The following is a 13178-nucleotide window of genomic DNA, read 5'->3' on the forward strand; positions in this document are numbered from 1 at the left end:
GCGGCTGGAGAAGTCGGCGAGTTTGTCGTCGCGGTCCACCGCGCCGACGGTCAGGGCGGCGTCGGCGCTGCCCGGCGAGCCGACCGAGGCGTCCGCGCCGTCGTTGCCGGCGGCGATGACAAAGAGCGTGCCGGTCTGCGCGGTGAGGGTGTTGACGGCTTCCTCGATCGGGTCGATCTCCGGTCCGTCGTAGCCGCCGAGGCTGATGTTGACCACATCCGCCTGCTTGTCCACGGCCGCCCACTGGAGCCCGGCGAGGATCGCCGATTCGGTGCAGCCGAACTCCTCGCAGACCTTGCCGGAGACCAGGGTGGCGTCGGGCGCGACGCCCCGGTACTTGCCGCCGGAGGCGGCGCCGCTGCCGGCGATGATCGAGGCGACGTGGGTGCCGTGTCCGACGATGTCGCCGGGATCGGCCTCCTCGCTGAAGTTCTGCGCGTCGGCGACCTTGCCGACCAGGTCGGGATGGTTCACGTCGACGCCGGAGTCGAGCACCGCGACGGTGACTCCACTACCGGTGAAGCCAGCCTGGTACGCGGCGGGCGCGCCGATCTGCGGCACGCTGTGGTCCAGGGTCAGTTGCCGCTTGCCGTCCAGCCAGATCTTCTCGATCCCACCGGCAGTGGCGGTACGGGCACCGGCCTGACCGGTGGTGACACCGGCCCAGAAGGCACCGGCGCCGGCCTTGCTGGCCGCGACCGCGGCTCCGCCGATCGCCGGCAGTTCCCGGGTGACCCGCGCACCCGCGCCCCGCAGTGTGCCGGCAGCCGAAGCCACGGCACCGGCCCGGTACGTCACGACTAGCGGCAGGTTGTCCCGCGCGGCGTCGTGGTAGCCGGCCTGCACCAGCCCGGTGACGTTGAACAGTCGCCGGTCGAGTTGCCCGGACCGGACCAGCGCGGACGCGTCCCGTGGGATCACGTACAGGCCGTCGGGCTCCCGGTTGACGATGAACTGGATCTTCTCGCGCCCCTTGCCCGGCTGCACCGAGCCGGTGCGGGCGTCGGGCGAGGCGAGCGTGATCCGGTCACCGGTCAGCAGGGTCACCGTCACCGGCTGAGCCTGGGCCCGTGCCTTCGGTGCTGCGGTCGACGGCTTCGCCGCCGTCGGTACGGGTGCGGCCAGGCCTGCCGAACCGGTGCCCAGCACCAACCCGACCCCTAGTACGACTGCGGTCAATCTCCTCGGCAACTGCAACGCAAACCTCCCCGGTCGACATCTCCTAGATGCCAGGTCCTGCATGGACACCGGTCAGCATTGCATACTGGGTATGCATCGGATACCCCCAAGGCTATCTAGAATTAGACCATTCAATCGCTTGTGATCATTTCCGACGCTCCACCCACATTCGACGCAATGATCATTGTGGGAACGGCCCGTGGCAGGCAGCGCCAGGTCCGGCGCGCGCCTACGGTGGTCGCACAATCCGGAGGAAAGCGATGGCCTCGCACAAGGAACGGATGCTGGCCGGCGAGCTGTACCTCGCCGACGATCCGGAGATCGTCGCCGACGCGCAACGGGCGGCACTGCTGATGGAACGCTTCAATACCAGCAGCGTCAGCGCGCCCGAACTGCGCCGACAGCTCCTCGTCGAACTGCTCGGATCGGTCGGCGACGGGGTCGGCGTACGCCCGCCGTTCTACTGCGATCTCGGCTACCAGATCAGCATCGGCTCCGGCACCTTCGTCAACTACGGAGCGATCATGCTCGACGTAGCGCCGATCACGATCGGTGCGGACGTACAGATCGGACCGAACGTCCAACTGCTGACGCCCACCCACCCGACCGAACCCGAGCCACGCCGGGCCAAGTGGGAAGCGGCCCAGCCGATCGTCATCGGCGACAACGCCTGGCTCGGCGGCGGTGCCATCGTCCTCGCTGGCGTCACCATCGGCGAGAACACGGTGGTGGGCGCCGGCGCCGTCGTCCCCCGGGACCTACCCTCCAACGTCATCGCCGTAGGCAACCCCGCCCGAATCCACCGCCACCTCCCCTGACTCCCCCCGCCCCGCCCCGCCGCGCCCCGCCGCGCCCCGCCCCGCCATGATCATTGCGCGCTGAGCTGTTCGCCGGGGGTGCTCGGGAACAGCTGAGAGCGCGTGGATCAAGAAGTAGGCCGGTTGCGGGCGGCGAGGATGGCCATGACTTCGCGGCGGACCTCGGACGGCTCGTGGGTCAGCCGGCGGTGGGTGAAGCGGACCACCAGGATGCCAAGCGTGGCGAGCAGGGCGTCCCGGCGTACGTCAGCCTCCCGCTGCCGCCGGTCGCCGTGCCAGGCCGCCCCGTCCAACTCGAAGTCGACCCGTTCCCGTTCGGCGTAGACGTCCAGATCGAAAGCCTGCCCGACAGCCCGTACGTGGTGCTGGCGGAGGAAGTTCGGCATTCCCGGACCGCTGAAAACCCGCTCGTGACCCCAGATCTCCAGCGGGCTGCGACAACCGATCGCGAGCCGCTCCAACAGCACTCGGAACTCGCGCCGAGCCGGCAGTCTGGGCGCCCCCGCGAGGGCCTCGCGCAGACGCGCCACCGTGGTCAGTCGCGCATTGACCGCCCCGATCACCACCGCCCTGCGTTCGTCCACGGGCAGCAGCGGCCACGAGTCGACGAGAGACCGCTCCAGCCTCGTCACCGTTCGCCCCTGTCGAAGCACCGCGTACGGCGGTTGCGGCTCGAACCCGTCGACGCGGTGCAGTACGAGGCCGGGAAATGAACGCAGCCGTACCGCCGCGGGCACGGTCACGTGCACCTCGACGTCGGGCACCCACTCGCGGCAACCCCAGAGCGAGAGCGCGGTGGTGTGGCTCAGTGCACCCCGGTCACGGACGTACGCGAGCGCCGCCCGGCACCGGAGGTCCGGCTCGCTCTCCCGATCCGGGTCCAGGTACACCCCGGGCAGCACCCGCCGCAGGGCCCCGGACCGGTGCGCGTTGTCGATCGCCCATCTCGGCACTGCTCGCTGGCTGGCCGCTCGGGTGACCAGGCCGCCGCCCGCCTCCAGCAGCGTTCGTAGTCCCGGATCCACACGGCCGAGGCTGCCCGAGCCGTGGTACGCCGGCAACCAGCGCGGAACTGCTCTGTGGACAACCTCGACGGCTGTGGAAAACAGGCCGATCAAGCACGGATGTGCTAACGGGATGCCTCAGCCGCGCTGGATCGGGGCGGGGGTACGGCGTTGCGGGGCCCACCGGCTGGCGTCCTCCTCGGCGAGCGGGCGGGAGAAGAGATAACCCTGGCCGGAGGCGCAGCCCATGTCCATCAGCAGCATCCGTACCTCCTCGGTCTCCACCCCCTCGGCGACGATGTCCAGGCTCAACGTTCCGGCCAGCCGGATGATGCCCTCCAGCAACAGCAGTTGCCGGCGGGACGAGGCGACCGTCGCGGTGAACGACCGATCGATCTTGATCACGTCGGCCGGCATCTGCTGCAGGTAGCTCAGTGACGAGAAACCGGTGCCGAAGTCGTCGATCGCCACCCGTACGCCGAGGGTCCGCAGTTCGGTCAGCTCGGCCCAGACCCGCTCGTCGTCGCGGAGCAGCAGGCTCTCGGTGATCTCCAGCATGAGCAGCGTCGGTGGTACGTCGGCCGTGGACAGCGCGTCGCGTACCCGGTCGACGAAACCACCGGCGCGCAGTTGCCGGGCCGAGACGTTGACGCTGACGTACGGCGTGGCCGTCGGCGGCCGGTCCTGTCGCCAGCGCCCGGCGGCGGCGACCGCCTGGCGGAGTACCCAGTCGCCGATCTGCTCGATCAGCCCGGTCTCCTCGGCCAGCGCGATGAACTGGTCCGGTGGGACCAGCCCGCGACCGGGGTGGTGCCAGCGGACCAGAGCCTCGAACCCGGCGGCGGCGCCGCTGCGGAGTTCGACGATCGGCTGGTACTCGACCACGAAGCTGCGCCGCTCGACCGCCTCCGCCAGCGCGGTACGCAGTTCGAGCCGCTGCACGATCGCGGTGTGCAGCTCCGACTGGTAGCGGCACCAGCGGCCCTTGCCGGCGCCCTTCGCCACGTACAGGGCCAGGTCGCCGTGTTTGAGCAGCTCGCCCGCGTCGGTGGCGTCGGCGCTGGTCGCCACGCCGACGCTGACCGAGCCGTTGACCAGGGTGTCGCCGACGGCGAGCGGCTCGGCGAGGGCTCGGATGATCTCGTCGGCGAGCTGCTCCGCCTGCTCCGGGTTCTCCGCGTCGGGCACCAGGACGGCGAACTCGTCGCCGCCGAGCCGGGCCACCAGACCCGTGGCGCCCACCAGCTCACGCAGCCGCTGCCCGACCGCGACCAGCAGCCCGTCGCCGACGGCGTGACCGTGGGCGTCGTTGACCGAGCTGAACTCGTCCAGGTCGACGCAGAGCACGCCGACCGTACGGCCGCTGCGTCGGGCGTGGCCGACGGCCGCGTACACCTGGTCCTGGAAGGACGCGCGGTTCGCCAGGCCGGTCAGTACGTCGTGCATCGACCGGTGGGTCAGTTCCTGTTCGAGCCGGCGCCGCTCGGTGATGTCCCGCATCGTCACCACCAGCCCGCGCACGGTCCGGTCCCGGCGCAGGTCCCGACAGCTCACCTCCAGGTGGATCCGTTCGCCGTCGGGGCGCCGTACGGTCCAGTCGGCCCACTCTCCGGCCGCGCGGACCGGTTCCAGCAGGTCGTCCAGCATCTCCTCGTCGTCGGGGTGTACCACCGAGGTCAGTTCGGTGCAGTCGGTCGGCTCGATGCCGATCACGGTTCGGACCGACGGGCTCGCGTACCGGATCGACCGGTCGTCGTCGACGACCAGGATGACGTCGGTGGCGTTCTGCACCACGCTGCGGAAATAGGCCTCGCTGTCGCGGCGGCTGATCTCCTGGCTCAGTCCGATCCGTTCCAGCGCCAGCGCCACCTGTGCGGCCAGCACCTCCAGCGAGTCGCGCAGCCCGGCGAGCACCTCGGGATCGGCGGCGACGAGCAGGGCTCCGACGCGGGGCAGTCCGGTGGCCCGTTCGTCGAGCACCAGCGGGCAGAGCACGGCGGTCTTGAACTGTCCCAGTTGCTCGGCCAGGGCCGGCTGGAGCGTGCCCACCCGCAGCACCCGGGTCCGGCGGGCGGTCGCCACGCTCGGCGCCGGGTAGTACGCGGACGGCTCGTTCACGGTGGGGCCCCAGATGCTGGTCGCCACCGCGGGCACCCCGTCGGCCCGGTTGACGGTGAACACCACCCGGTGTGCGGCGTGCTTCGGCACCAGGCGGGCGACGGCGGCGCGTACCGCCCGGTCGACCTCGCGGGCGGCGGTCGCCGAGACCAGGTCGGCGGCGGCCTTACGGAGGCTACGTTCCCGGGCGACAGCGAGCCGGTGCGCGTCGGCGGCGTCGGCGAGCCGGCTGAGCACCAGCACGAACATCACCCCGGAGACCACCGCGATCACGGTGCCGTCGCGTACTTCACCGGTCACGGCCTGGAGGAGAAGCACCGCCGGGGCGAGTACGGCGGCCATCCCGAGCAGCACCAGGCGCAGCCGGCCGACCTCGATCTGCCGTGGTGGCGCCGGTTCGGTGAGCTGGGTCATGTCCGGGTGCAGGGCGGCGGCGCCCCAGCAGACGGAGAAGGCGAACCAGCCCAGTTCGACCGGTCCGCCCGGCTGCCAGCCGTCGTCGAGCAGGGCGATGCCGTAGCCCAGGTCGGCGGCGAGCAGACCGGCGGCCCCGATCACGAGCAGTACGGCGGCCGGGTTTATCCGGGTGGTGGTCAGCAGCCGGACGGTGGTCGCCAGCAGCAGCAGATCGGCCAGGGCGAACGCGGCCAGGGTCGAGCTGCTGAACGGGCTCACTCCGGGTTCGGTCAGATATGGAGCGAGGACAAAGATCCATAGCAGGAATCCGGCCGCGGTGCTGAAGATCAGAAAGTCGAAGAACTGGGAGCGGTCACGGGTGACAATGTTTGATCTCGTGAGTCCGAGCAGCCCCGCGCCGATCAACGGGAACATCAACAGATAGGAAACATCCGCCGCCGAGGCCGGCGCGTCGCTCGGCAATCCCGGGTCGACACTGTAGAGCGCATCGCCGACGGCCAGCAGCGCCATGCCGGCGGAAAGCAGCCACCAGGTGTATCCGCGTCGCGGGCGGTGCCACCGTACGCCGACCACGACGGCCGCCGCACCACCGAGGCCCACCAGCCCGGACAGGACGGTACGCAGCACCGGCACGACGAAGAAACAGCCGACCAGTACACCCATTCCGGCGGCGTACCAGGTCAATACCTTCCGTGCGGACACGGGCCTCCTGTCGATGTTCGAAAGTCAACGTCCCGAACCCACCGAAACGACGTTGTCCGCCCGGTTTACCAGTCCTCGATGCGCTTCGCTATCGCCCCGCCGGGTAGTGGTTCACTCCGATGGGCGTGCGCGTCGGGTACCCGACTCTTGATGAGGGATATTCACCTGGTTGGCACCGGTTGCCGGCGAACCCGGCCGATGCTGTCACTCGGAAAGTCGTACGACCACATCGGAGCGGACCGCGGTGGTCTCGATCAGGTCCGCGTTGACCTGGTCGGTGCCGCGGGCACGGGCGGCCGCCTCGGTCACCTCCCGACCGAAGCCGATGTGCCGTTCGGTGAGCCGCCGCAACCGCTCGTCGGCGTCGAGGTCGAGGAACCACACCTCGTCGAGCAGGCCGCGCAGCTCGGCCCAGGGCAGGGTAGGCACCAACAGGTAGTTGCCCTCGGTGACCACCAGCCGTACCTGTGGCGGCACGGCGATCGCCCCGGCGATCGACTCCTCCAGCTCCCGGCGGAACTCCGGCGCGTACACGGTGGTGTCGACGACCGTACGCAGCCGGTGCATCAGGGCCACGAAACCGGCGCCGTCGAAGGTGTCGACGGCACCCTTGCGCGCGTGCCGGCCGAGGCGGTGCAACTCGGCCTCGGCGAGATGGAAGCCGTCCATCGGGACCAGCGCCGCAGTGGGGCCGAGCGCGTCGACCAACCGACCGGCCAGGGTGGACTTGCCGGCGCCGGGTGCGCCGGTGATGCCGAGCATTCGACGGGGTCCGGCTCCGGCGAGGGCGCGGGCCCGCGTGACAAGCTGGTCGAAGGTGTACGGCTGCGCCGGTACGGGCACGACTGCCCGACTCAGTCGCGCGGCTCGGCGAGCACCGTCGGCTCGCTGATGGTGAACCGGGCCTCGACGCTGGCCTGGATGCTCTGCAACTGTGGATCGAGGTCGAGTTCGGGAACGCTGTCCATCGCACCCTTGGCCCGGTAACTCTGCGCCGAGCCGACCATCATCATCGGCCGAGGCTGGTCCGAGCTGGCATCGGCGAGCTGGACCAGGGCGGTCACCCGGGAGCCGAGCGCGTCGGCGTACTCCCGGGCCCGCTCGACGGCCTCGCCGATCGCGGCCCGGCGCGCCTCCCGGTAGACCGGACTACCCGGCCGCAGTTCCCACCACGGTCCGTTGACCTGCGTCTGGTCCCGGTCCGCCAGCCGCAGCATCAGCTCGCCGAGCACGGTGAAGTCGGTGACGGTCACCGTCGTGCTCACGCTGCCGTGGTACGCGACCACCCGTTCGGTGGCGCGTTTGACCTCGGGGTACACCTGCAGCTGGCCGCTCTCCCGGCGCTCGATCGCGGCACCGTACGAGTCGATCAGCGTGCGTACGGCCTCGGCCCGTTCGGCGAGCCGGGCCAGCGTGGCCTGCCGGTCCTTGTCCCGTGCTGTCGCCGTCACCTGGAAGCGCGCCAGCTCCGGCGGCACCTCACGAAACGCCTCGCCGCGTACGACCACCACCGGACCATCGACCATGTCCCCAACCCTAGGCGCCGCCGGTCGATCGGGCGAGCGATCGGTCACGGGATCACAGCCGTACGGTGACCACCGGTTGGTCGAGCAGCACCCCGCCGACCGTTTCGAGTACGTCCAGGTTGACCATGGCGTGCTGGGTCGCCACGTGTACGTCCCGGAAGCAGCGTTGCAGCGGGCTCGCCAGCCGGACCGAGTTCCCGCCACCGGCGTGGTAGACGAGGTCGACGGCGCGGGCGGCGCTCCCGGCCGCGTGGACGATGGCCAGTCGCAGCCGCGCCCGGCGCTCGACCGGCACCACCTCACCCGCCGACACCAGCCGCCAGCACTCGGCGATCTCGCTGACCAGGTACGCCCGACCGGCGCCGAGGATTCCCTCGGCCTCGGCGAGCACCACCCGGGTCATCGGTTTGCCGCCCAGCGGTTGCCCGGTCAGCGGGTCGCGCTTCTCCCCCGTCAACCGCGCGAACTCGTCGAGCGCGGCGCGGCCGATGCCGAGCGCCACCGCGCCGATGCCGAACGCCAGCAGCCCGAACACCGGGAACCGGTTGAGCGGCCGGCCGTCGCGCGGCGGCCCGAAGATCGAGAACGTGTACGCCGACGGGACGAACACGTCGAGCGCCTCGATGTCGTGGCTGCCGGTGCCGGAGAGCCCGACGACGTCCCAGTTGTCGTGGACGGTCACCTCGGCGGCGGGCATGATCGCGTGCCGGATCTGCGGCACCCCGCCGGGGCCGGTGACGAGTTCGTCCCCGTCGTACACGAGGCAGCCGCCGACGAGGTGGGTGGCCTGGCGGCTGCCGCTGGCGAACGACCAGCGGCCGCGTACCCGGTAGCCGCCGGGCACGACGGTGGCCCGACCGGACGGTGCCGCGACACCGGTGATCAGGAACCGGGGGTCGGTGAGCAGTTCAACCGCGGTCGGCTCATCGAGGTAGCCCAGCGTGAACGCGGTCGCCGCGCCGATCATCGTGCACCAACCGACCGAGCCGTCGGCCCGGCCCAACTCCTCGAAGATCTCGAACATGGTCAGCGGATCGGCCTCGATGCCACCCACGATCCGCGGCGCGGCGAGCCGGTACAGCCCCAGCCCAGCAAGCTCGGAGACGAGTTCCTCCGGCATCGCCCGGTCGTGTTCGATCTGCGGCGCGAGCGCCCGGATCCGGGCGGAGAGAGCACGAACCTCGTCGATCAGCTCCAGCGACATGGCCGCCAGCGTAGGACGTGGCGGCCAGAAAGCATCGAAGAGGGTCAAGATCCGGACAGCTCACCCAACCGGATCAGCCGACCGGACAGCGGGGCCGACAGCACTGTGGCCGGTACGGGAGATCCCGTACCGGCCACAGCTGTGGTGGTGGTTAGCTGGCGTACGCCTCGAACTCCCAGAGGGAGTGGCCGTAGGCCGTACCCCGGGCGGTGCCGTTGACCCGGATGTAGCGGCCGTTGGCGCCGAGGCCGGTCAGTTCGTCCACCCCGCCGTTGGCACCGGTCACCGAGCGCACGGTGGTCCAGGTGGTGCCGTCGTTCGAGGTCTGGATCTGGTACGCGCTGCTGTAGGCCGCCTCCCAGGTCAGCTTGACCCGGCCGATCGCGGTGGGCGTGCCGAGGTCGACACGGAGCCACTGCGGGTCGGCGAAGAGCGACGACCAGCGGGTGGTGAGGCTGCCGTCGACCGCCTGGGCGCCGGCCATGCCGGCCCCCTCACTGCTGGAGACGAGGGTCGGCTTGTTCAGCAGCAGGTTGGCGCCGGGCTGCGGGTTGTTCGGACCGCTGCCGCCGCCGTACACCTCGAACTCGAACAGCGAGTAGCCCCAAGCGGTGCCTCGGGCGGTGCCGTTGAGGCGTACGTAGCGGCCGGTGCCGGTCAGGCCGGTGAGGTCGTCGACCCCGCCGTCACCGCCGGTCACGCTCCGGATGGTGGTCCAGGTGACCCCGTCCGGCGAGGTCTGGATCTGGTACGCGCTGCCGTACGCCGCCTCCCAGGTCAGCTTGACCCGGTTGATCGCGTACGAGGCGCCGAGGTCGACGTCGATCCACTGCGGGTCGCTGAACGCGCTGGCCCAGCGGGTGCCGATCGCCCCGTCGAAGGCGTTCCCGGCGACGAACGCGCCCTCGATGCTGGAGGTGCGGGCGGGCTTGTTCAGGGCCAGGTTGGCGCTCGGTTCGGGATCCGGATCGGGGTCCGGTCCCGGGCCGCCGCCGGGTTGGGTGGAGAGGGTGAACTCGTCCACGTCGAAGTACGGCCCGGTGCCCTTGAACACCAGGTAGAGCGTGCGGGTGCCGGTCGGTGCGGTGACCGCGCCGGTGACGGTGCCCCAGGTGTTGTACCCGCCGGTCGGCACCACCGTGGCCGAGCCGACCAGTTGTCCGGTGGGCGAGTCGACCCGCAGTTCGAGGGTGCCGCCACCGCCGGCCGGGGCGCCGACCCGGGCACTGAACGACTGGATGCCGGTCAGGTTGTACGGGGTGAACGAGATCCAGTCGTTGTTGTCGACGTACCCGATCGCCCCGCCGCCCTGCGCGTTGCCGGGTGCGGTGACCTGGATGCCGCTGGAGTCGCCGAAGTGCTCGGCCTGGCGGGTACGCGGTTGCAGTACGGCCTGGGTGTGCGTGGTCAGTGGCGCCTGGCCGCCGCCGCCCAGGTCGGTGTATTCGGCGTCGATGATGCCGAAGATGTTCGCCGCGGTGTCGTGCTCGCCGTCGGCCGAGGTCTGGATGACCCCGGTGCAGCCCTGCACGCTGCCGAGCTGGTGACCGTGCGAGTCGTGGCCGAGGACGTAGTTGACCTTGACTCGGGCGCAGTTGATCGCGCCGTCCTGGGCGTCGGTGACGGTCACGGTGAACGGCACCGCGTCGCCGAAGTTGAACGTGGAGCCGTTGAGCGGGGTGTTCACGGTTACCACCGGCGCACTGTTGCCGACGGTCACCACCACGCTCGCGGTGGCCGTCTTGCCGGTGCTGTCCCGTACGGTCAACGTCGGGCTGCGTACGCCGTTGGTGGTGTACGTGAAGCTCGGGTTTGCGGCGGTGGAGTCGGTGGTGCCGTTGTTGTCGAAGTCCCAGGCGTACGTGAACGGGTCGCCGTCCGGGTCGAGCGTGCCGGCCGAGGAGAACGCCACGGTCAGCGGTGCCACCCCGCTGGTCGGGGTCGCGGTGACCTTCGGCAGCGGCGCTCTGCCCTCGCGGGCGTACTCGATCCGGTAGAGCGCGGAGTTCGCGTCGCCGTTGAACCACCCGGTGCCGTAGTCGAGGACGTAGAGGGCGCCGTCGGGGCCGAACTCCATGTCCATGATCTGGGTGCCGGTCCACGGGAACGAGTTGATCTTCAGCGGCTCGCCGGCCGAGTCGATCTTCACGTTCTTGATCCAGCGGCGGCCGAACTCGCCGGCGAAGAAGGTGCCGTCGTAGTACTGCGGGAACGCCACGTCCGAGGTGGAGGCCGCATTGTACCGGTAGACCGGGCCACCCATCGGCGACAGGCCGCCACCGGTGAACTCCGGCGGGCTGCCCGAGCCGCCGTACGGCAGCCAGGCCGGCACGGCCGGCGGCAACTGGGTCAGGCCGGTGTTGTTCGGCGAGTTGTTGATCGGGCCGCCGGCACAGTTGTACTTCGCACCCGACGGGCCGCTCGGGAACGTGTACTCGTTGTACGCGTCGTTGCGCGCCGTGCAGTAGGGCCAGCCGTAGAAGCCGGGCTGGGTGATCCGGGCGAACTCCACGTTGCCCGCCGGTCCCCGGTTCGGGTCGGCGGTGCCCGCGTCCGGCCCGTAGTCGCCGAGGTAGACCACACCGGTGGCCTTGTCGACGCTCATCCGGAACGGGTTGCGGAAGCCCATCGCGTAGATCTCGGGACGGGTCCGGGCGGTGCCCGGCGCGAACATGTTGCCGGTCGGGATGGTGTAGCCGCCGGCCGCGCTCGGCTTGATCCGCAGCACCTTGCCGCGCAGGTCGTTGGTGTTGGCCGAGGTGCGCTGGGCGTCGAAGGCCGGGTTGCGGTCGGCCCGCTCGTCGATCGGGCTGAAGCCGGCCGAGTCGAACGGGTTGGTGTCGTCGCCGGTGGACAGGTAGAGGTTGCCGGCGGCGTCGAAGTCCATGTCACCACCGACGTGGCAGCACATGCCCCGACTGGTCGGCACCTCCAGGACCAGCACCTCGCTGGCCAGGTTCAGCGTGTTGTCGGCGTTGAGGGTGACCCGGGTGAGGCGGTTGACGCCGTTCCAGGGGGCGAACTGGGCCGGCGTGCCGGTGGCCGGCGCACCGCCGCCGGGGGTGCTCAACGGTGGCGCGTAGTAGAGGTAGACCCAGCGGTTGGTGGCGAAGTTGGGGTCGGCCTTGATGCCCTGCAGCCCCTCCTCGTCACCGGTGTAGACCGCCAGCGTGCCGGCGACCTTGGTGTTGCCGGCGGCGTCGGTGTGCCGGACCACGCCGTTGCGCGAGGTGTGCAGCACGCCGCGGTCGGGCAGCACGGTGAGGGTCATCGGCTCACCGGTCTCGGCCACCCCCTTGGCCAGCTCGACCTGCTGGAAGTTGCTGTTGACGGTGCCGCCGCAGTCGGTGGCCACGGTGCCGGACGCGCCGAGGATGCCGCCGAGCAGGTGCTTGCGGAAGTTCGCGTCGGCGTACGACGCGTCGGTGTGTCCCATCCCGGTGTACCAGGATCGGCCACCGCCGTAGTTCTGGCACCAGCTGATCGGGTGGTCGGCGCCGTTGCTGCCGCCGGTGTACGTGGTCTCGTCCAGGGTGGCGAGCACGTGCACGGTGCCCCGGGGGTTGGTGCGGTAGTTGTACCACTCGTCGAACCGGGACCAGCGCTGCGGCAGGCCGACGGTCGACGTGTGCACCTGGTCGGCCACCTTGACCGTCGCGGTCTGCTCGGCCGGGTGCGAGGCGAAGTACGCACCGACGAGCCCGCCGTACCAGGGCCAGTCGTACTCGGTGTCGGAGGCGGCGTGTACGCCCACGTAACCGCCGCCGGCCGCGATGTACCGCTCGAACGAGGCCTGCTGCGCCGCGTTGAGTACGTCACCGGTGGTGGAGAGCCAGATGACCGCCTTGAACCGGGCCAGGTTCGCGTCGGTGAACTGGGCCGCGTCCTCGGTGGCCTCCACGGTGAAGTCGTTGGCCGAGCCGAGCGCCTGGATCGCGGCGATGCCGGGGGTGATCGAGCCGTGCCGGAAGCCGGCGGTCTTGGAGAAGACGAGAACGCTGAACGCGGCGGCGCTGGCCGCCGGTGGTATGGCGACGATGCCGCCCACCACGAGGACCGCACTCAGCACAGCGCCGAGCCACGATCGCAGTGATCTACGCACGGGGAGTCCTTTCCTGGTGCGATGGAGGACGGCGTGCGCCGATCACGCCCTTGCGGTGTGTGTGGTGCCGAGAGCGCTCTCCCGCCCATGACCGACACGCCGACGGTC

8 protein-coding genes are annotated in these 13178 nt (G+C 70.5%); 1 reads left to right on the top strand and 7 read right to left on the bottom strand.

The genetic code is table 11. The features are described 5' to 3' along the window. A partial coding sequence (locus AB0J90_RS33940; RefSeq protein ID WP_363603180.1) for a S8 family serine peptidase occupies positions 1-1242 on the bottom strand: 1242 nt, incomplete at its 3' end. A gap of 197 nt (positions 1243-1439) precedes the next feature. Here AB0J90_RS33940 and AB0J90_RS33945 point away from each other — a divergent pair. After that, a complete protein-coding gene (locus AB0J90_RS33945) occupies positions 1440-1997 on the top strand; it encodes a sugar O-acetyltransferase (protein ID WP_363603115.1) in 558 nt (185 codons plus the stop codon). A 107-nt stretch (positions 1998-2104) separates the two neighbouring features. On the opposite strand, the gene AB0J90_RS33950 is transcribed toward AB0J90_RS33945, so the two are convergent. The 6 genes from AB0J90_RS33950 to AB0J90_RS33975 all read right to left on the bottom strand — a co-directional run bounded on the left by AB0J90_RS33950 (position 2105) and on the right by AB0J90_RS33975 (position 13070). Next, positions 2105-3022, bottom strand: coding sequence for a DUF559 domain-containing protein (locus AB0J90_RS33950; RefSeq protein WP_363603117.1), 918 nt, complete (start codon positions 3020-3022; stop codon positions 2105-2107). A gap of 117 nt (positions 3023-3139) precedes the next feature. Beyond that, positions 3140-6238 (bottom strand): EAL domain-containing protein, encoded by a 3099-nt coding sequence (locus tag AB0J90_RS33955; protein ID WP_363603119.1) that lies wholly within the window; start codon positions 6236-6238, stop codon positions 3140-3142. 204 nt (positions 6239-6442) lie between these two features. Next, positions 6443-7081: a nucleoside/nucleotide kinase family protein gene (locus AB0J90_RS33960; RefSeq protein WP_363603121.1), complete on the bottom strand. Its 639-nt coding sequence runs from the start codon at positions 7079-7081 to the stop codon at positions 6443-6445. Positions 7082-7092: 11 nt separating this feature from the next. Next, positions 7093-7764 (bottom strand): SIMPL domain-containing protein, encoded by a 672-nt coding sequence (locus AB0J90_RS33965; RefSeq protein ID WP_363603123.1) that lies wholly within the window; start codon positions 7762-7764, stop codon positions 7093-7095. Between the two features lie 52 nt (positions 7765-7816). Next, complete coding sequence (locus AB0J90_RS33970; RefSeq protein ID WP_363603125.1) at positions 7817-8968, bottom strand: acyl-CoA dehydrogenase family protein; 1152 nt, start codon at positions 8966-8968, stop codon at positions 7817-7819. A gap of 151 nt (positions 8969-9119) precedes the next feature. Then, on the bottom strand, positions 9120-13070 hold the full coding sequence (locus AB0J90_RS33975; protein WP_363603127.1) for a ThuA domain-containing protein: 3951 nt from the start codon (positions 13068-13070) through the stop codon (positions 9120-9122). Between the last annotated feature and the right edge of the window lie 108 nt (positions 13071-13178).

The sequence above is a fragment of the Micromonospora sp. NPDC049523 genome, assembly GCF_040676775.1.
Taxonomy (GTDB): Bacteria; Actinomycetota; Actinomycetes; order Mycobacteriales; family Micromonosporaceae; genus Micromonospora_G.